The sequence below is a fragment of the Streptomyces sp. NBC_01296 genome (assembly GCF_035984415.1).
Taxonomy (GTDB): Bacteria; Actinomycetota; Actinomycetes; order Streptomycetales; family Streptomycetaceae; genus Streptomyces.
This window is the reverse complement of record NZ_CP130720.1, coordinates 7,648,587-7,667,714: the sequence shown is the minus strand read 5'-3', so window position 1 is coordinate 7,667,714 and position 19,128 is coordinate 7,648,587. Positions and strand designations below refer to the sequence as shown.

General features: G+C 74.5%; 14 protein-coding genes and 2 pseudogenes. 7 read left to right on the top strand and 9 right to left on the bottom strand.

Translation table 11 applies throughout. The features are described 5' to 3' along the window. Positions 1 to 15 precede the first annotated feature (15 nt). The 6 genes from OG299_RS34935 (at position 16) to OG299_RS34910 (ending at position 7,812) form a co-directional block, all read left to right on the top strand. Complete coding sequence (locus OG299_RS34935) at positions 16 to 3,384, top strand: hypothetical protein (RefSeq protein ID WP_327363665.1); 3,369 nt, start codon at positions 16 to 18, stop codon at positions 3,382 to 3,384. Between the two features lie 142 nt (positions 3,385 to 3,526). Beyond that, a complete protein-coding gene (locus OG299_RS34930; protein ID WP_327363664.1) occupies positions 3,527 to 4,504 on the top strand; it encodes an ATP-grasp domain-containing protein in 978 nt (325 codons plus the stop codon). Then, positions 4,501 to 5,301, top strand: a complete 801-nt coding sequence (locus tag OG299_RS34925) for an ATP-grasp domain-containing protein (RefSeq protein ID WP_327363663.1) — start codon at positions 4,501 to 4,503, stop codon at positions 5,299 to 5,301. The genes OG299_RS34930 and OG299_RS34925 overlap by 4 nt, the downstream gene beginning before the upstream one ends. A 108-nt stretch (positions 5,302 to 5,409) precedes the next feature. After that, a complete protein-coding gene (locus OG299_RS34920; RefSeq protein ID WP_327363662.1) occupies positions 5,410 to 6,264 on the top strand; it encodes a DMT family transporter in 855 nt (284 codons plus the stop codon). Between the two features lie 55 nt (positions 6,265 to 6,319). Beyond that, positions 6,320 to 7,372 (top strand): zinc-dependent alcohol dehydrogenase family protein, encoded by a 1,053-nt coding sequence (locus OG299_RS34915; protein WP_266632159.1) that lies wholly within the window; start codon positions 6,320 to 6,322, stop codon positions 7,370 to 7,372. 83 nt (positions 7,373 to 7,455) lie between these two features. Further along, a complete protein-coding gene (locus OG299_RS34910; protein WP_327363661.1) occupies positions 7,456 to 7,812 on the top strand; it encodes a hypothetical protein in 357 nt (118 codons plus the stop codon). On the opposite strand, the gene OG299_RS34905 is transcribed toward OG299_RS34910, so the two are convergent. From OG299_RS34905 to OG299_RS34865, 9 genes and pseudogenes are all read right to left on the bottom strand, one after another. Continuing rightward, the gene (locus tag OG299_RS34905; protein ID WP_266632155.1) at positions 7,809 to 8,642 is read right to left on the bottom strand and encodes a PaaX family transcriptional regulator; all 834 of its coding nucleotides are present in this window, start codon (positions 8,640 to 8,642) and stop codon (positions 7,809 to 7,811) included. The genes OG299_RS34910 and OG299_RS34905 overlap by 4 nt on opposite strands. Before the next feature lie 94 nt (positions 8,643 to 8,736). Then, the gene (locus OG299_RS34900) at positions 8,737 to 9,462 is read right to left on the bottom strand and encodes a maleate cis-trans isomerase family protein (protein ID WP_327364656.1); all 726 of its coding nucleotides are present in this window, start codon (positions 9,460 to 9,462) and stop codon (positions 8,737 to 8,739) included. 88 nt (positions 9,463 to 9,550) lie between these two features. Then, positions 9,551 to 10,468 (bottom strand): fumarylacetoacetate hydrolase family protein, encoded by a 918-nt coding sequence (locus OG299_RS34895; RefSeq protein WP_327363660.1) that lies wholly within the window; start codon positions 10,466 to 10,468, stop codon positions 9,551 to 9,553. 17 nt (positions 10,469 to 10,485) lie between these two features. Then, the gene (locus OG299_RS34890) at positions 10,486 to 11,622 is read right to left on the bottom strand and encodes a cupin domain-containing protein (RefSeq protein WP_327363659.1); all 1,137 of its coding nucleotides are present in this window, start codon (positions 11,620 to 11,622) and stop codon (positions 10,486 to 10,488) included. Further along, complete coding sequence (locus OG299_RS34885; RefSeq protein ID WP_327363658.1) at positions 11,619 to 12,653, bottom strand: carbon-nitrogen hydrolase family protein; 1,035 nt, start codon at positions 12,651 to 12,653, stop codon at positions 11,619 to 11,621. The genes OG299_RS34890 and OG299_RS34885 overlap by 4 nt, the downstream gene beginning before the upstream one ends. Before the next feature lie 10 nt (positions 12,654 to 12,663). Continuing rightward, positions 12,664 to 14,967, bottom strand: a complete 2,304-nt coding sequence (locus OG299_RS34880) for an oxidoreductase (protein WP_327363657.1) — start codon at positions 14,965 to 14,967, stop codon at positions 12,664 to 12,666. A 52-nt stretch (positions 14,968 to 15,019) separates the two neighbouring features. Then, positions 15,020 to 15,412 (bottom strand): annotated as a pseudogene (locus OG299_RS34875) (acyl-CoA thioesterase); the annotation flags it as partial. Positions 15,413 to 15,553: 141 nt separating this feature from the next. Then, positions 15,554 to 17,206, bottom strand: a pseudogene (locus OG299_RS34870) (AMP-binding protein); the annotation flags it as partial. 129 nt (positions 17,207 to 17,335) lie between these two features. Beyond that, positions 17,336 to 17,878 (bottom strand): ATP-binding protein, encoded by a 543-nt coding sequence (locus tag OG299_RS34865; protein WP_327363656.1) that lies wholly within the window; start codon positions 17,876 to 17,878, stop codon positions 17,336 to 17,338. 244 nt (positions 17,879 to 18,122) lie between these two features. On the opposite strand from OG299_RS34865, the gene OG299_RS34860 reads away from it, so the two are divergent. Then, positions 18,123 to 19,085, top strand: coding sequence for an alpha/beta hydrolase fold domain-containing protein (locus OG299_RS34860; RefSeq protein WP_327363655.1), 963 nt, complete (start codon positions 18,123 to 18,125; stop codon positions 19,083 to 19,085). Positions 19,086 to 19,128 lie beyond the last annotated feature (43 nt).

Below are 19,128 nucleotides of genomic sequence, written 5' to 3'. Positions count from 1 at the left end.
GGCACACTGGCCCCCATGCCACACCCTGTCGAACACCTGCTCGCCGCACTCGATCCGCTCCCGTACGCCGACCGGCTGCGGCTGCTCGCCACCACCGCCCGGGACCTCGCCCGCAGTGGCGAACTGCCCGGCGTGCTGGCCGAGCTGGCCGGCCGGGGCCGGTACGAGCGGCGGCTGGCCGCGCTGGCGGCACTGGCGGGGCGGCAGACCGAGTACCTGGCGCAGCGGCTGGCCGACCCGGACCCGGTGGTGCGGTCCTTCGCCCTACGGGCCGTGCGCACGCTGCCCGTGCCGGACCAGGCGATCGAGGCGGCGTACGAGGACGCCTCCGCCGCGATCCGCCGGGAGCTGTCGCTGGCCGTGTTCCGCGGCTCGCGGCGGGCGCTCGCGCAGCGGCTGACGCCCGTCCTGCGGGCCGAGTGGGGCGACGGCGAGGCCGCTTCCCTGCTCCCGGCCTGCGGGCCGGAGTTCGTCTCCGCCCTGCTGCCCGAGCTGGCCCACGCCGTCACGCACTGGGTCCGGCTGGGCCGCTGCCATCCCGGCCCGGTCCTGGACCAGGCGGCGGCCGAACTGGAGGAGCTGCCGGAGAGCCTGCGCACCGGCTGGTGGCACCGCCGGGCGCCGGGCGTGGCCGCGGCCCTGCCCGCCGCACCGGAGCGCGTGCTCGAGCTGCTGGAGCGGTACGGACCGGGCCGGCTGCCGCAGCCTCTGGAGGGCGGGGTCGGCCATCTGATCGCCGCCGACGCGGAGCGGTTCGTACGGTGGCTGACCGCGCCCGAGCGGGCGGGCGGGTACCAGGAGTACCTCCTTGCGCCCTCCCGCCTGCGACAGCTCGTCCGCGCCGATCCGCCGTCCCTGCCCGCCCTCGGCCGCCGCTGGGCGCAGTCCGGGCACCTGGCCGCGCTGCTGAAGGCGCTGCCCCCGGGCCGGCGCGAGGAGTTCCACGACACGGCCACCGCGCACACCTCCGCCCGGCGCGGGCCCAGCGACCGCAGCCTCCTGGCCGTGCTCCCCCGCGAGCGCCGCGAGGCGGAGGCTCGGCGCGAAGCGGACCGCGGCCGCCGCAAGCCGTGGCCGATCCAACGGCTCCTCGAAGAGGTGGCGTACCTTCCGGTCGCCGAAGCCAGGCCCGAACTCCTCGCCGCAACACGGCGGTCCGACGCCGACATCCGCCGGGCGGCCTGGCCGCGGCTCGTCGAGAACGCGGTGCACGCGTGCGACGCCGAAGCCCTCGGCGAGGTGCTCGACCTGATGACGGGGCGGCTGCGCAACGACCGCGATCCCGTGCGCGCCGCCGCGTTGACGGCGCTGGCGGCGGTGCCGGTGCCGCTGCTCGCCGCCGGGACGGCGGTCGCCTCCCTGGAGCGGATCGCCCTGGACGCCGTCGAGGCCCGCGACTGCTCCTCCGAGACCCACCGGGCCCTGCAGCAGCTGGTGTTCGCGGTGCTGCAGGACCCGGCGCCCCCTTCCGTACTGCTCGACTGGGCGCTGCGCACCCTCCACGAGCTCACCGTCCGCACCGGCCGCCTCGTGCACGGCGGCTACGGGACCGTGCTGCCGCCCGGCCGGGCCCGGCAGGTCTTCGACCTCCTGCGCCCCTGGCTCGACGTACGCGCGGCCCAGGGCGAGCATCAGCCGCTGCTCACGTTCGCGGAACACCTGGGAGAGCGCGGCCACCGCATGCCGGAGCTCCAGCGGATGCTCGACGAGGCTCTGCGGCGGTGCACCGACGGGGTGTTCCCGCAGCTCGCCCGGGTCTGGCTGTCGGATCCGGGGACGCGCGGCGAGCGGGTGGCCGCGCTGCTGGAGCGGGAGCCTTCGGCGGTCGCGCTGTCGCCCGTACTGGACGTGCTGTCGGCGCACCGCACCGATCTGCTGGACTCCGTACTCGCCGCGCGCCCGCCGTACGGCCGGTTCCTGCGCGAGGGCTCCGTTCGGCCGCTCCCCCGGCTGGCCGAGGCGGGCCGGTGGGTGCCCCGCCAGCAGGAGGAGGCGGCCTGGCTGGCCGAGGTCGCCGTCGGCGACGAGTCCCGGGCGGTGTACGAACGGGCCGCAGTCCTGCGCCTCGCGGCGCGGATCCCCGACCACGGGCTGGAGCTCGTACGGCGGCACGCGCGCTCGGCGGACACGCTGCTCGCGGAGACCGCGCTCGCCGCCTCGGCCCGGACGGCGGAGCCGGCGGCGGTGCTGCCCGAACTGCTCGCGCACGCGGGTGACGACCATGCCCGCGTCGCGGTGTACGCCGCCGGGCGGGCCGCGGCCGCGACCGCGCCGACGCGGCTCGCGGAGCTGCTGGACGGGCTGTTGGGCAAGACCGCGGGCGTGAAGGTGACCAGCCGCAAGGAGGCGGTCCGGCTGACCGTGCGGTTCCTGCCACCCCGGCGGGCCGTGGCGCTGCTGGCGCGCATCACGGGCGACGAGGACAGCCACCCCGATGTGGTGACCGCGGCGGTGGGCCTTGCGATCGGGCTCCTGTCGACCGGGGAGGTCTGGCCCCTGCTGGAGACGGCCGCGGCGAGCGGAACGCGCGAGGCGGGGGCCGTGATCGTGCAGACCCCGACGCTGCGGGTGGACCGGCGCCACCGGCCGCACTACGCCCGGCTGGTGGCGCTCCTCGCCGCCTCTCCCCACCGGTCCGTGGCCGCTCAGGCGATCACGGCGCTGCCGGACTGGGTCGCGTACGCGCCCGAGGCGGCGGACCCCGTGCGACAGGCCGTCTGCGACCTCGCGCCGGACCGCGGTTGGAAGGCCGCGGCGACCGCGCTGGAGAAGATCGCCGGTTCGGGGCTGCCGCACCCCGTCGGCGGCGGCGAGCCCGGAAGCCAGTTCCACCGTGCCGTGGCCGAGCTGTTGGCCGTCGTACGGTCCGGTGCGGACCCGGAGGCCGGGGCCGAACGGGACCTGCCGGCCCTCCAGCGGGTCCGGTTCCTGTGCCAGATCGTCTCGGCGGAACACCGGGAGCTGCGCGCGGCCCTGGTGCGGCAGCTCGCCGGAGAACCCGCCCTGGCCACGGTCCGGGTGTCGCTGCTGCGCCGTTCGGTCGACCTGCGCGCGGAGCTGCCGGAGCTGCGGGCGGCCCTGGACACCCTCGTGGCGGCCCACGAGGGCCGGCCCGGGCTGGCCGCGTCGACGGCGAACTCGCTGCGCGAGGGGAACTGGTACGGCGAGCTGGTCCGGGATCCCGCCGTGGTGCTGGAGGCCGTACGCGGGCTCGCGGACGACGACGCCCTGGTTCCGGGGCTGTTCGCCGTCGCGCTCACCGCGGCCATGGGCAGGCGCTGTGACTGGCCGGCACAGTGGCGTGCGGTGCTGCGGGGGCTGAGGCGGCACGCGGAGCCGGAGGTGCGGGAGGCGGCGATGGTGGCGTTCACGCACCAGGAGTGACCGGCGGGCGGCGGCCCGGTGGATCTTGTCACCGATCCTGTCACCATCCGGACTGATCATCACATTGCGCTCCATGGCATCCTGTGACGTCACAACTCGCCGGACGGGATCGGCGGACGTCCGGGGAATATGGGGAAGGTCGATGAGGCTCTGCTTCCTGGTGGAGGAGCACTACCGCCACGACGGCATGCCGAACGAGGTGATCCGGCAGCTCACCGCATGGGGACACCAGGTGGACGTGGTGCGGCCGGGCGGCTCGTTGCTGCGGATGACCGAGGTCGTGGCCTCGGGCACACACGACGCCTGGGTGCTCAAGACGGTGTCGGGCGGGCCCGGGCTCACCCTGCTCGAGGCCGCGGCCGCGGCCGGGATGACCACGGTCAACGACGCCCGCTCGATCCGGGGCGTGCGGGACAAGGCGCTGGCCGCCGCCATCGGCAGGACCCGGGGGCTTCCGATGCCCCCGACGTACGCCGTGGCGCAGCCCGAGCTGCTGCGGGAGATACCGGCGGCGGAGTACCCGCTCGTCGTCAAGCCCGCGGACGGCAGCTCCGGGCGGGCCGTGCACCTGGTGTCCTCGCCCGCGGAGCTCGAGGCGGTCCTGCCCGGGCTGGCGGGCGAGCACATGCTCATCGCCCAGCCGTACGTGCCCAACTCGGGCACCGACATCAAGGTGTACGCGGTCGGCGGGGAGCTGTTCGCCACCGAGCGCTGCTCGCCCCTGCACCCGGATCCGGCGGTGCGGGAGCGGCGCGTACCGCTGTCGGCCGAGGTCGCGGCGATCGCCGCGCAGGTGGGGGCGGTCTACGGGCTCGACCTGTACGGGGTCGACGTGCTGCTCGGTCCGGACGGGCCCGTGGTGGTGGACGTGAACGACTTCCCGAGCTTCCGTCAGGTCCCGGACGCGGCGGCCCGGGTGGCCCGGGCCGTGCTGGGGCTGGCGCGGACGGGCAGCCCGGCGGCCGCGGCGGCAACCGTGGGCCCGCCGCGCGCGCCGCACGGACTGCCCGTCTCGATCCCGGTGCAGGGGTCGCCGGTGCAGGCGTCCGCAGTGCCGGCGTCCCCGGTACAGGCGCCTCCCCTGCAGGCGTCCGCGCGGGCCGGCGAGGCCGCCCTGTGAGGGTCTGCCTGGTCACGCCGGAGCCCGGCCATCCGCTGCTGGCCGCCGCGACGGCGCTGCTCGAAGCCGCCGGGCACCGGGTGGAGTCGCTGGATCCGGGTGCGGTGGGCGAGGCCCCCGACGACCTGGCCGATGTCTACCTGCTGAAGTCGCGCACGCCGCGGGCGCTGGACCTCGCGCGGGAGCTGGAGCGTCGCGGGGCCCCGGTGCTGAACTCGGCGGCGGCGACCACGCTCTGCCAGGACCGCACGGAAATGGCGGAGCTGGCCCTGCGGGGCGGTCTGCCGTTCGCGGGGACCCGTACGTACGGCTCCCTCGCGGCCTGGGCGGCGGGCGAGCCGCTCGGCGCCTCGCCGCTGGTGGTCAAGAGCCGGCACAGCCGCAGGCACGACCTGGTCGCCCGGGTCGACGACAGCGCCCGGCTGCGCGAGCTGGCGGACGCCTGGCCGCAGGAGCCGGTCGTGGTCCAGGAGTTCGCGCCCAACAGCGGCTGGGACCACAAGCTGTGGGCGATCGGGGACCGGGTCTTCGCCGCCCTGCGGCGCTCCGAGCTCGCACCGCAGGGCCGGGGTCCGACCAGGCCGCTGGCCCTGGCCGAACTCCCGCCCGGCTGGGCGGACCTGGTCCGCCGGACCGGCGAGGTCTTCGCGCTCGACGTCTACGGGGTCGACCTCATCGACACCGGCGACGGCACCCCGCTGATCGTGGACGTCAACGCCTTCCCCGGCATCCGGGGCCAGGCCGGCGCCCCGCAGGCCCTGGCGGCGCTCGCCCTGGCCCGGGCCGCCCGCGGCTGATCCCGTCACCGCCGTCACCGCCGTCACCGGAGGACCGGACAGGGGCAATCCGCGCCGCGGGGCGTGTCGGCGGGGCGGGGGTGCGGCGGGCGGCGTGAGGATCGGCGGATGGGCGTCGTGCTGCCGGTCCTCTTCGCGCTGTTCGCGGCGCTCAGCAATGCGCTGGCCACCGTGCTCCAGCGGCGGGCCGCGCTGACCGTGCCGCAGAGCAAGGGCTTCCGGTTCGGTCTGGTCCTCGACCTGCTGAAGCGGCCCGTGTGGATCGCCGGGATCCTGGCCGTGATCGCGGCCGGGGTCGGGCAGGCCGCGGCGCTGGCCACCGGTGCGCTCGTCCTCGTACAGCCGCTGTTCGTACTGGAGCTGCCGCTCGCGCTGCTCATCGCCTCGCTGGTGACCCGGCGGCGGCTGCCCGGGGCCCTGTGGCTGGCCGTGGCGGGGGTGGTCGCCGGGCTCGGGGTGGCGCTGGCCGCGGCCTCCCCCGCCGGGAACCGGACGCACGTGCCGATCGACCGGTGGATCCCGGCGCTCGCCGCGTGCGCGGCGGTCGTCGCGGCCCTGACGGTGGCCGGGTTGCGCAGGCCGCCGGGGCGCGCCCGGGCCGGCTGCCTCGGTGCGGCCACCGCCGTCTGCTACGCGCTGACGGCCGCCCTGATGAAGCACTCCGTGTACGTCCTGACCGAGGGCGGCATCGAGGCGTTCCTGACCACGTGGCAGACCTACGCCTTCGGCGCGACCGGCATCTGCGCCCTGCTGCTGCTCGAACACGCCATGCAGGGCGGGCCGCTGGTCGCCTCGCAGCCCGCGCTGACTCTGGGCGATGCGGGCATCAGCGTCGCGCTGGGCGTGGTCCTGTACGAGGAGCACCTGCGGGCGGGGTGGTGGGTGCTCCCCCAGCTGCTGGGCGTGGCGCTGATCTGTGCGGGCGTCGTCGCCCTCGCGCGGGCCGGTACGGGTGCTCCCTGACGCCGACGGCGGGTGCGGGGTAGCGTGCCGGGCAGTCGAGTGGAGGGCGGTTCCCATGCGCGCGGTGGTGTTCGGGCAGTACGGGCAGCCGGCCGAGGTCCTCGAGGTGCCCGATCCGGTTCCGTCCCCGGGCGGGGTCGTGGTGCGCGTCGAGGCGACCGGGCTGTGCCGCAGCGACTGGCACGGGTGGATGGGGCACGATCCGGACATCGTGCTGCCGCACGTGCCCGGGCACGAACTCGCCGGCGTGGTGGAGGCGGTGGGCTCCGGGGTCGTGGGCTGGCGGCCCGGGGACCGGGCCACCGTGCCGTTCGTCTGCGCCTGCGGGAGCTGCGCCGACTGCGCGGCCGGCGATCAGCAGGTGTGCGCGCGGCAGACGCAGCCCGGGTTCACGCACTGGGGGTCGTTCGCGCAGTACGTGGCATTGGACCATGCCGACGTCAATCTCGTGGCCGTGCCGGAGGAGCTCTCGTACGTGACGGCGGCCGGGCTCGGCTGCCGGTTCGCGACGGCGTTCCGGGCCGTGGTCGCGCAGGGGCGGGTGGCGCCGGGCGAGTGGGTCGCCGTGCACGGGTGCGGCGGGGTGGGCTTGTCGGCGGTGATGGTCGCGGTGGCGGCCGGGGCGCGGGTGGTCGCCGTGGACACGGCTCCCGGAGCGCTGGAGCTGGCGCGGAGGTTCGGGGCGGCGCACTGCGTGGACGCGCGGGCGGGCGGCACGGCCGAGGCCGTACGGGAGCTGACGGGCGGCGGCGCGCACCTCTCGCTGGACGCCCTGGGCTCGCCGGTGACTGCGGCGGCGTCGGTGGCGGGGCTGCGCCGGCGGGGGCGGCACGTACAGGTGGGGCTGCTGCCGGCAGCCGCGGGGGTGACGGTTCTGCCGATGGAACGGGTGATCGGCTGGGAGTTGGAGATCCTCGGCAGCCACGGCATGGCCGCCCACGCCTACCCGCCGATGATGGAACTGGTCCGGTCCGGGGCGCTGCGGCCCGATCTGCTGGTCACCTCGACGATCGCGCTGGACGCGGCCCCGGCCGCCCTCGCCGCGATGGGCACGGCGCCCGGGCGCGGGGTCACGATCATCCTGCCGGGAGCGTCCGCGCAGGCCTGAGTTACGCTCTGCGCGCATTGACCGGATCGTGTTCCAGGAGGTGGCTGGTGGGCGTCCGCCCTCACGGCAGAGTGCCGATATCCGTGACCGCACTGCTGGCGGGCGGCCTGTTGCTCGGCGGCTGCTCCGGCGGCGCGTCCTCTGCGCCGCAGAAGTCCGGTTCGCCGGCGCCGAGTACGAGCGCGAGCCCTCCGGCGACGGCCTCGCCGACTGATGCGTCGCCTGCGGCCACGCCCGCCGCCGCCTCCGCGGAGCCGGACGAGGCCCCGGGCCCGGCGGCCACCCCCGGTGCCCGGCCGAAGGCCTCGGCCGCGCCGCGCGCCTCGCAGAACCCGCAGAACCCGAACCGCGGCCCCCACCCGCCGCCGGCCCCGCCGCGGCCCAGCCTGACGCCCGACTGGACGCCCAACCCGAAGTACACCATCGCGCCGCTGCCCTAGGCGGTGTCCGCCTCCAGGCCCGTGACCTCCCGGACGTGGTGCAGGCTCGGGTCCAGCAGGACCGCGTGGAGCTGCTGGAAGACCTGGCGGGCGGCCACCGCGTTCCAGTCGGCCGGCAGGAGTTCGGTCGGCAGGCCCGGGTCGAGGTACGGCAGGCGGCGCCACTGCGTGAGCAGCGGCACGTAGTGGCGGAACGCCTCCGCCGGGCCGGGCTCCCCCTCGGCCGCGAGGCGCTCGGCGACGGGGGCGTAGGTGTCGGTGAAGGCCGCGTACTGCGTCTGGATCGCCGGGAAGTCCCACCACTCGCTCACCGTCTGCGCCAGGTCGCTGAAGGCGGCGTAGTCGGCGGCGAACAGGTGCACGTACTCGCTGAGGCCGAGCCGTACGAGCATGCCGCGGGCGTCTTCGAGCAGCCGCCCCGGGGCCAGCCACACGCCCGGGGCTATGTTGCCGAAGCCGAGCCAGGTCAGCCGGGTGCGCAGCTGGTAGCGGTGGGAGCGCTCGGACTCCGGTACGGAGAACACCGCCATGGCCCAGCCGTCGGCCAGGTCGGCGGGTTCGAGGCTGGCGAAGATGCGGCGGTCGCCCTCGTCGAAGACGGGGTGCACGGCCGGGCTGAGCCGGTAGCCGGTGGCACCCCGGCGCTCCGGTTCGAGGACGCCGCGCTTCTTGAGCCGCGAGATCGCCGACCGCACCGCCGGGCCGTCGACGTCCAGCTCGCCCATCAGCGTGATCAGGTCCGCGATGGAGATCCAGCCGCCGAGGCGGCGCAGGAACGCTCCGTAGACCGTGTTGATCAACGAGCTGGGCCTGAGGGGGCTGTCCGACATGATCGCCTTCCGTTGTACGCGGTCGCGATCATATCGAGCCCGCCCCGGGCCTGACGGGGACCCAGGGGTGTCCGGCGGATCACCGCCGGCACCCCTACTGCGGCAGCGGGGCCTCCGCATACGCGCCGGAGAGCAGGTGTCCCGCCCCCGGGGCCACCGCCGGCAGGTCGAGGGCGCGCAGCATCTGGTGGGCGGTGCAGACGGCCGCCGACACCACCGGCTTGCCCAGGAGCTGTTCGGCCTCCTCGATGGCGCCCAGGGAGGGCATCTGCACGCAGGCGGAGAGCACGACCGCGTCGGCGTCCGCGTAGTCCAGCGCGCGGGCGAGACCGGGCAGCTCGGCCGGGTCGTGGGCGGCCACGTCGAGGTTGTCCGGGATTTCGAGGGCCTCGTAGTCGAGTACCTCGATGCCCTCGTGGGTGAGGTAGTCCACGACGGTCCGCGTCAGCGGGCGCATGTACGGGGCGAGCAGCGCGATCTTGCGGGCGCCGATGGTGTGCAGTCCGTGGACGAGGGCGCCCGCGCTGGTGACGACAGGGGCGGGGGCGCCGTTCTCGACCGTACGGGTGTGCAGCCGCTGCTCGGAGGTGCGGTGGTAGCCGAGGCCCATGCTCATGATGGCGACCAGGCAGGCGTAGCCGAGCACGTCGACCCGGGCGTCGGACAGTTCCACGGCGCAGCGGTCGGAGTCGGCGTCCATGGCCTTGAGCTGTTCCGGTGTCACATGGGTCATGCGCATCCGGCTGGAGTGGAAGGTGAACCTCTCGTCGGGCAGGACCGCCTGGCGGGCGCGCAGGATGGCGGGGACCTCGGTCTCCATGGTCACGTTCGAGCTCGGCACGATCTGGCCGATGCGGTAGGTGCGGGGCGGCACGGGTGCTCCTCGGTGCTTGCTGGGCGTACGGGGATCAGCGGGCGTCGACGACGGGGTTGGCCAGGGTGCCGATGCGCTCGACGGTCGCCTCGACCGTGTCACCGGGGACCAGGAACTCCGGCGGCACCATGCCGGCGCCGACGCCGGAGGGCGATCCCGTGGCGATGACGTCGCCGGGCTCCAGGGTCACGCCGGAGCTGATGTCGGCGATGAGGCGGGCGATCGGGAACAGCATGTGCCGGGTGTTCGACTTCTGCTTGGTGACGCCGTTGACGCGCAGCGAGAGGTCCAGGACCATGGGGTCGGGGATCTCGTCCGCCGTGACCACCACCGGGCCCAACGGCGCGTACGAGTCCTGCCCCTTGGAGAAGAACCACTGGCCGGAGCGGCGCTGGTCGCGGGCGCTGATGTCGTTGACGATGCTGAAGCCGAAGATGTGGTCGTACGCGTCCTCCTCGCTCACCCGGAACGCGGTGCGGCCGATGACGACGGCGAGTTCGCACTCCCAGTCGAGCTGCTGCGTGAGGTCCCCGTTGTGCAGGATGGGCGCGCCGGGGCCGGTGACGGCGGTGGCGGGCTTGCTGAACAGCACGGGGCGGGGCGGGAGTTCCTTGTCGGTGTCCAGGCTGCGGCTGGACTCCTCGACGTGCTCCACGTAGTTGAGGCCGACCCCGATGATCTTGCCGGGGCGCAGCGGGGCGGCGAGGGTGACGTCTTCGAGCCGGTGGACGGCCCCCGCCGGGCGGGCGGCGGGGTCGGCGTCGACGAGGCGGCGGGCGGCCTCCCGGGCGGTGGGGCCCGCCTGGACGAACGCGAGCAGATCGCGCGGGAGGTCCACGCCGGCGTGGTCGGCCAGGACCCCGAGGTCGAGGACGAGGCCGTCGACGTCGGCGCCGAGGCGGGGGGCGGCCTCGCCGGTGGCGGCGGCGGTGGTGAAGGTCAGCAGACGCATGGTGGGGCTCCTCGGGGTCAGGCGGTGGCGGTCGGGGCGGCGGCCGGCATCGGCTGGTGGCCGTCGTTGTCCGGATACGCCTCTTCGCGGTGGAAGCCGAGCGAGCGCATGACCGGGAAGTCGTTGAAGGAGAACAGGCAGGCGTCCTCGGACTGGTCGAGGTTGTGGTGCTCGTGCCAGGCCCAGGAGGGGACGCAGAAGATGTCGCCCTGGCGCCATGCGAAGCGCTGCCCGGCGATGACCGAGACCCCGTGCCCCTTGGCGGCCGTGTAGATCACCGAGCCGGTGTGCCGGTGGGCGCGGGTGGCCTGCCCGGGGCGCAGCAGCTGCATGTGGGCGCCCATGGTGGGCATCACGGAGCCGCCCGTGACCGGGTTGGTGTACTCGGCGATGATCCCGTCGTACGGGGAGCCCTCGCTCGCCTTCGCGAGGCCCAGCAGGGCCTCGTACGTGGGCTCCCAGGGGTAGGCGAGCAGCGGTGAGTAGGGCCGGCTCCACCGCTCCGAGCCGTACGGGAGCAGGTTCGCGCTGTACTGGAGCACGGAGGAGTTGACCACCTTGCCGGGCGTCTGGTGGAGCTCGGGGTGGACCTCGTAGAACCCGGCGTCCAGGGCGTTGACGAGGGGGATGTCGAGGCCGTCCTGCCAGATGACGGGGGCGTCCTCGGCGTCGTTGCCGTGCTCGTGCCAGGTGCCGTTGGGCGTGATCGCGAAATCGCGCGGGCCGACCTTCAGCTTCTGGCCGTCGACGACGGTCCAGGCGCCGGTGCCCTCGTGGACGAAGCGCAGGGCGGCGGCCTGGTGGCGGTGGGCGGTCATCGCCTCGCCGGGGCCCATGATCTGGAGCCCGGTGTAGAGGAGCCCGGCGGCGGCGCTGACGTCCTTGCGGCCGGGGTTGACGAGCATCACGACGCGCCGGCCGGCGTCGTCGGCCTTGACCATGCCGAGGGCCTTGTGGACCAGGGGCCGCAGCTCCTCGTAGCGCCACAGCACGGGAACCGACTTGGGCTGCGGGTACCAGGGTTCGATGTCGTTGGCGACGGTCCACAGCGCGCCGGCGTCCAGGGCTTCGAGCTCGCCGTAGTACGCGGTGAGCTCGGGGGTGTCGAAGACCCGGGCGCGGCCGAGCATGGTGTCGTCCTGCGGGGTGGTCATACGTCCTCCTCAGGCGTGGTGATCTGGGGGCCCGCGGGCGGCGCGGTGAAGGTCACCGGCAGGCGGGGGCGGTTGTCGACTTCGAGGCGGAAGATGTCGAAGCGGTTGTAGTGGCCGGTGATGTCGTGCATCTGCTTGGGCTGGATGCAGCGGCCGAGGTCGATCTCGCCGTAGACGATGCCCTCGTCGTCGACGAGCGGTTCGGTGACGGGGCGGCCGTCGGGGCCGAAGATCCCGGACAGGGCGCTGCGGGGCCGCTGGAACAGGGCGCGCAGCTCCTCGTCGTCCCCGGCGAGCAGGTCCACGATCTCCGGGGAGACGGTGGAGCAGGCGACGACGGAGAAGACCTTGCCCTCGAAGCTGTGGGCGGCGGTGCGGACGGCGATGGCGTCGGCCATGTCGTAGTCGGCCGGGGCCACGGGCAGGGCGATGTAGCAGGAGGCGTGGACCAGTTCGCCCTGCGCGAGGAGGGTGAAGCGGGCCAGCGTGTTGGTGTTCTCGCCGCAGGCGAGGGCGCCGAGCGGGCCGACGGGGGTGGGGTGGACCCGCAGGGAGCTGCCGTCGCCGCCGGTCCAGGTGAGCTTCTCGGCCCAGGTGGGCACCAGCTTGCGGTGGATGCCGAGGAGTCCGCCGTCGGGTCCGATGGTGAGCAGGGTGTTGTAGAGGACGCCGAGGCTGTGCGCGGCGCGCTCGTTGACGCCGATGACGAGGACGACCCCGTACTGGCGGGCCGCCGCGCGCAGGGTGTCGACGTACGGGCCGGGGATGTCGACCGAGGCGCGCTGGAGTCGCTCGAACCAGGGCGAGCCCTGGACGGGGTTCATCGTCCAGTTCCAGTAGGGGTAGCCGGGGACGAACACCTCGGGGAAGACGACGAGTTCGGCGCCGTTCGCGGCCGCCTCGGCGATCAGCGCGACGGCCTTGTCGACAGTGGCGGCGGGGTCCAGGTAGACGGGCGAGGCCTGGACGGCCGCCGCCGTGAAGCGGGGCAGGTGGTGCAGGGGCGGGCGGTTCGGGGACGGGGTCTGCATCAGGGTCTCCTCAGTTGGCCGGCGCGGTGGCGGCGAGGCGCGGCAGCCAGCGCTGGTGCACCGGCGCGGCGGGCTGCCGCAACAGCTGCAGGCGCGGCGGGACCCGGTCGGTGCGGGCGGCGGGCGGTCTGCCGCTGCCCGCCTTCCAGGAGGGGGCCCACGGGGCGGCGGGCCCGTGGTAGCCCTGGGCGGCCGCGGCGTGCAGGGTCCAGAGCGGGTCGTGCAGCTGGGCGCGGCCCACCCCGCAGAGGTCGGCCCGGCCGGCCAGGACGATCGAGTTCACGTCGTCGTACGTGGAGATCGCACCGACGGCGATCGTGGGGACCCCGGTGGCGTTGCGGATCAGATCGGCGTACGGGGTCTGGTAGCTGCGCCCGTAGCGGGGCCGCTCGTGGGCGACGACCTCGCCGGTGGAGACGTCGATCCCGTCGGCGCCGGCCTCGGCGAGGGCGCGGGCGATGGCCACGGCGTCGGCCTCGGTCAGCCCGCCCTCGGCCCAGTCGGCCGCGGAGATCCGGACGAGCAGGGCCTTGCCGGCGGGCCACACCGCCCTTACGGCGTCCAACACTTCCAGCGGGAAGCGCAGCCGCCCGGCGAGGTCGCCGCCGTACGCGTCGGTGCGCAGGTTGGTCAGCGGCGAGAGGAACCCGGACAGCAGCTGGCCATGCCCGTACTGCAGTTCCAGCACGTCGAAGCCCGCCCGGTCGGCGCGTCGGGCCGCGCGGACGAAGTCCCGTACGAGAAGGTCCATATCGGCCCGGGTGGCCTCGCGCGGGGCCGGGCTGCGCTCGTCCCAGGCCAGGGCGGACGCGGCGATCGGCGGACCGTCCCCGGTACCGGCGCGGCGGCCGGCGTGGGTGAGCTGGATGCCGAGGCAGGTGTCGCACTGGCCGTGGACGAAGTCGGTGATCCGCCGCCAGGCGGCTTCCTGTTCGTCGGTGTAGAGGCCGGGGCAGCCGGGGGCGTCCCGGCCTTCGGCGCTGACGGCGGTCATCCCGGCGAGCACCAGGCCGGAGCCGCCGAGCGCCTGGGTGCTCAGGTGGACGAGGTCGAAGTCCCCCGGGATGCCGTCGCGCGCCGTGCCGAGGGCGGTGGGCGGCACGACGACCCGGTTGCGCAGGAGCAGCCCGCCGAGCGGGAAGGGGCGGAACATCGGGGGCACCGGAGCGGAGGAGTTGACGATGGTGGTGAACTCCTCGTCGCGCACGCGCAGGTTGTCGTAGGTGACGCGGCGGCTGCGGGTCAGCAGGTTGAACGCGAACTGGGGCGGTTCCTGACTCGTGTAGCGGCCGATGTTCTCGAACCACTCGAGGCTGGCCTGGGCGGCGCGCTGGGTCGATTCCACGACCGGGCGGCGCTCTTCCTCGTACGCGGCGAGCGCGCCGGGCACGTCCGGGTGCTCGTGCAGGCAGGCCGCCAGCGCGAGGGCGTCCTCCATGGCCAGCTTGGTGCCGGAGCCGATGGAGAAGTGGGCGGTGTGGGCGGCGTCCCCGAGGAGGACGACGTTCTCGTGCCGCCAGGAGCGGTTGCGCACGGTGGTGAAGCGCAGCCACTTGGAGTTGTTGGGCAGGAGCCGGTGCCCGTCCAGATGGCCGGCGAGTATCTCCTCGCAGCGGCGGATGCTGTCCGTGTCGCTGGTGCCGGGCGGGTGGTCGCGGTCCGCGAACTGCGCGAAGCCCGCGCGCCGCCAGGCGGCCTCGTCCATCTCCACGATGAACGTGGAGCGGGTGGAGTCGTAGGGGTAGGCGTGCACCTGGAGGGTGCCGAAGTCCCGCTCCTCGACGAGGAAGGTGAAGGCCTCGAAGACCTTGTCCGTGCCGAGCCACATGTAGCGGCCGGAGCGTTCGTCCAGGTCGGGCCCGAAGGAGTCCGCGTAGGCGGCGCGGGTGGCCGACCGTACGCCGTCGCAGGCGACGACGAGGTCGTACGCGGCCGCCAGCTCGGCGGCGGGCGGGGCCTGCGTGCGGTAGCGGACGTCCACCGCGAGGGCGGCGCAGCGCTCCTGGAGGATCCGCAGCAGCTGCCGGCGGCCGAGGGCGGCGAAGCCGTGGCCGCCGGAGGTGAGGGTCCGGCGCCGGTGGGTGACGTCGATGTCGCTCCAGCGGGCGAACTCCGCCGACATGGCCGCATAGACCTCGGGGTCGGCCTGCGCGATGCCGTCGAGGGTCTCGTCGGAGAAGACGACCCCGAAGCCGAACGTGTCGTCGGGGGCGCCCCGCTCCCAGACGGTGACGTCCCAGTGGGGGGAGAGCTGCTTGGCCAGGGCTGCGAAGTACAGCCCGCCGGGCCCTCCTCCGATGACTGCTACGCGCACGGCGTACCTCCTCGTGGTTCCGGAACAACATATGGTTCAGATTTGGCGACCGTCAACAATGCTCGATATCCCTCGTGAGGAGTTCCGGTGCCTGGGGGCCCGACTTCGTCAGCACCTCGCGTACGTCGGCGGGCCAGGGCGTGGTCCCGGTCGCACGGGAGGCGGAGTGGGCGATGACCATCCGCCCGGCGGCGGCCTCCACGTCCCCCTCGCCGTGGACCGTGAACACGTAGTGCAGGGAGCTGGCGCCGACCTTGGCGACGCTCAGCTCGATGCGCACGGCCTCGCCGAACCAGAGCCGGGCCCGGTAGTCGGCCTCGAAGTGGACGCGGGGGGTGCTGCCGAAGAGGTGTGCCAGGCCCAGGCGGCGCAGCAGCACGGCCTCGGCCGCCTCGACCCAGCGCACGACGGTGGAGTGGTGGTAGTGCCCGGCGGCGTCGGTGTCGGGCCACTCGACGCGGCGCTCGACGACCACGCTGGGCAGGTGCGGAACGAGGGCCTCGGGGCAGCCGGCGGCGCAGCCGCCGTCGGCGCCGGTCCCGGCTTCGGCCGGGGCGGGGGCGGGGGCCGGGATCCGGGCCGGGGCCGGGGCCTCGGCGGCGGAGCGGGCCCACTCGCGCAGCTCGCCGCGCTGGAGCTTTCCGTTGCCGGTGCGCGGGAGCCGTGTGACGAACTCGACGGCACGCGGGTACTTGTACGGGGCGATGGCCCCCTTGACGTGGGCCTGCAGCTCACGGGCCGTCGCCTCGTCCGCCGGCACACCGGCGCCGAGCACGACGTACGCCTTGACCAGCATGCCGCGCCGGTCGTCGGGGGCGCCGACGACCCCGCACTCCTCGACGTACGGATGGGCGACGAGGGCCTTCTCGACCTCCGGGCCCGCGATGTTGTAGCCGGAGGAGACGATCATGTCGTCGCTGCGGGCCACGTACCAGAAATAGCCGTCGGCATCGCGGATGTAGGTGTCGCCGGTGATGTTCCAGCCGTTCCTCACGTACGCCGTCTGGCGCGGATCCGCGAGGTAGCGGCAGCCGGTGGGTCCGGTGACCGCCAGCAGGCCGGGCTGCCCGTCGGGGACGGGTTCGCCGTACTGGTCCACCACGGCGGCGCGGTACCCGGGCACGGGCCGGCCCGTGGCACCGGGCCGGATGTCCCCGTCGGCGGCGGAGATGAAGACGTGCAGCATCTCGGTGGCGCCGATGCCGTCGATGATGCGCAGTCCGGTGGCGGCGTGGAACTCCTCCCACACGGCGGCGGGCAGCGCCTCTCCGGCGGACACGCAGCGGCGCAGCCCGGCCAGTCGGCCCACTGCCCCGGCCGCCATGATCGCGCGGTAGGCGGTGGGCGCGGTGAACAGCACGCTCACGCCGTGCTCGGCGACGAGGTCGGCCAGCTGCTCCGGGGTCGCCTGCTCGATCAGCAGGGTCGCGGCCCCGACGTGCAGCGGGAAGACCACGAGCCCTCCGAGGCCGAAGGTGAAGGCGAGCGGCGGCGTACCCGTGAAGACGTCGTCGGGGCGCGGCTTCAGCACGTGCCGCGAGAACGTGTCCGCGTTGGCGAGCACGTCGCGGTGGAAGTGCAGGGTCGCCTTGGGGCGCCCGGTCGTACCCGAGGTGAAGGCGATCAGCGCCACGTCGTCCGCGGCGGTGGGGACGGTGGCGAACACGCCGCTCTTGGCCGCGCAGCGCGCGGTCAGGTCCATGACCCCGGGGCCGCCGTAGGCGAGAACCGGCAGGCCGGCGAGGCCCTGGCCGGCGAGGCCCTGGCCGGCGGCCGCGGCGAGCTCGTCGACGTAGCGGTGGTCGCACACGGCGACGGTGGGGCGGCTGATCTCGCACAGCTCGGCGAGTTCGGCGGCGCGCAGCAGCGGCATCGTCGTGACGGCGACGCCGCCGGCCTTGAGGACGCCGAACCAGGCGGCCACGAGCCAGGGGTTGTTGGGGGCGCGCAGCAGGACGCGGTTGCCGGGGACGAGGCCGAAGTCCTCGGTGAGGACCTGGGCGACCTGGTTGGCGCGCTGCTGGAGCTCGCCGTAGGTCCAGCGCTCGGTCGGGGTCAGCAGACAGGTGCGGTCGGCGCCCCAGCGCTCGACGGCATCGTCGAGCAGGCGTCCGGCGCAGTTGAGGCGGTCGGGGTAGGCCAACTCCGGGAGATCGAAGTGGAGTTCGGGCCAGAGGGGGAAGGCCGGCAGCCGGTCCCTGCAGAAGGGGTCGGCGTGGGCGGAAGGGGAGAGCTCCATGGGGCGGCACCTCAATCAGGGAGCAGCGGGGGAGATGCGGAGCAAGTTATCTCGATATTTTTACGTCCGTCAACGTTGCTCGATATTTCGATGAACGCCGGGCAGCCTCCGGACCACCCGCGAACCGGTTCAGACGGTCGGCGCGACCGGCAGGCAGACCCGCACGGAAGTACCGAACTCAGCTGCCACGACGGAGAGTTCGCCACCCGCCTCGGCCGTGAGCAGCTGGACGATCAGCAACCCGCGGCCGCTTTCGGCATCCGGGTCGATCTCGGCGGCAGGGTGGGGCAGTCGGGGCAGCCCGGTCCCCTGGTCGGTGACCTCCAGCCGCAGCCATCCCCCGCCGAAGGCCACCCCGACCCGCATCCGCCCGGTGGCGGCGGCCGCATGCTGGACGACGTTCCCGGCGAGTTCACTGACGGCCAGCAGCAGGACGTCCACGGCCTCGGCGGCGATGCGCCAGCCCTCCAGCACGGCCCGGACGCGGGCCCGCACCAGCGGGACGGCGACCGCGGTGGGCTCGACCGCCCAGTGGGCGAAGCTGCGGACCCGGGCGGGAGCCGGGGCCGGAGCCGGAGCCAGGGCCAGGGCCAGGGCCGGGGCGCCGGCGGGCTGCGCAGGGACGGCGGCGGCCGAGGCGGCTCCGGCGGGAAGGGTGGCGGTGGTGAACATGACGCGCTCCCGGAGGGGGAATGCGACGCTTCCGAAGTGACTCGTGTAACTACCCAGGAACTCGGGTACCCAATGGGCTTGTGGTCAGCGGAAATGCGTCGCTAGAGTCGTGATTACACGTGTAACACGCTATGCCTCCCCGGTGCCCCGCGCAAGCATTTCGGACAAACGTTACGAAGCCTGGGCCGCCCGCACCGGGACCCGCCGGCCTCCGAGGCCGCACACCGAATGGGATGAGCCGTAAATGACGCAGTCTCCCCCGGCCGAGTTCGACATCGCCGACATGACCTGGCCACCCCCGCCGTACCGGCAGCCCGTCGCGCCCGTGACCGGCGCGGACGGCATACGCCGCTTCGACGGGATCACCTACGCGACCACCCCGGGCTACCGCCCCCGCCTCCTCGACGTACAGCTCCCCGCGGGCGAGGGCCCCTTCCCGGCGGTCGTCTGGATCCACGGCGGCGGCTGGCTGGACGGCGACCGCCGCTACCCGCCGCCGACCGTGCCCGCCGCCCTGCTGCACGGCGCCGTCCTCGGCGCCGGGCTCGCGCTCGTCTCCATCGACTACCGGCACAGCCTCGAGGCCCCGTTCCCCGCGCAGCTGCACGACGTCAAGGCCGCCATCCGCTACGTACGGCAGTTCGCCCCCGCCCTCGGCATCGACCCGGACCGGATCGGCGTCTGGGGCGAGTCGGCGGGCGGCCACCTGGCCGCGCTCGCCGGCCTCGTCCGCCCCGGCAGCACGGACTCCGGGACCCTGGCGGCACTGGAGGGTGCCCACGGCGTCGGCTCCGGCGACACCGACGTCCTGGCCGTCGTCGACTGGTACGGGGTCCACGACCTGCCCGCCCTGGCCGCGCACCCGCTGCCGATGCCGACCGGCGCCGAGTTCCCCAACCCGTACGACGCCCTGCTGGGCGTACCCGCGGCCGAGCAGGCGGAGCCGGCCCGGGCCGCGAGCCCGGTCACGTACGCCGTCCCGGGCTCGAACCCGCCGCCGTTCCTGCTGGTGCACGGGACCGCGGACGGGCTCGTCCCGTACAGCCAGAGCGAGGCCCTCGCCGAGGCACTGACGGGCGCGGGGGGTGAGGTGACGCTGCAGCCCGTGGAGGGCGCCGACCACATCTTCCTCGGCTCCCCCGACATCCCCGCGATCGTCGCGGGGAGCGTCGCGTTCCTGGCCCGGCACCTGGACGCGGGGGCCTGAGCCCCGCCCCCGTCCCCGGACACACCACTCCACAGACCGGTCC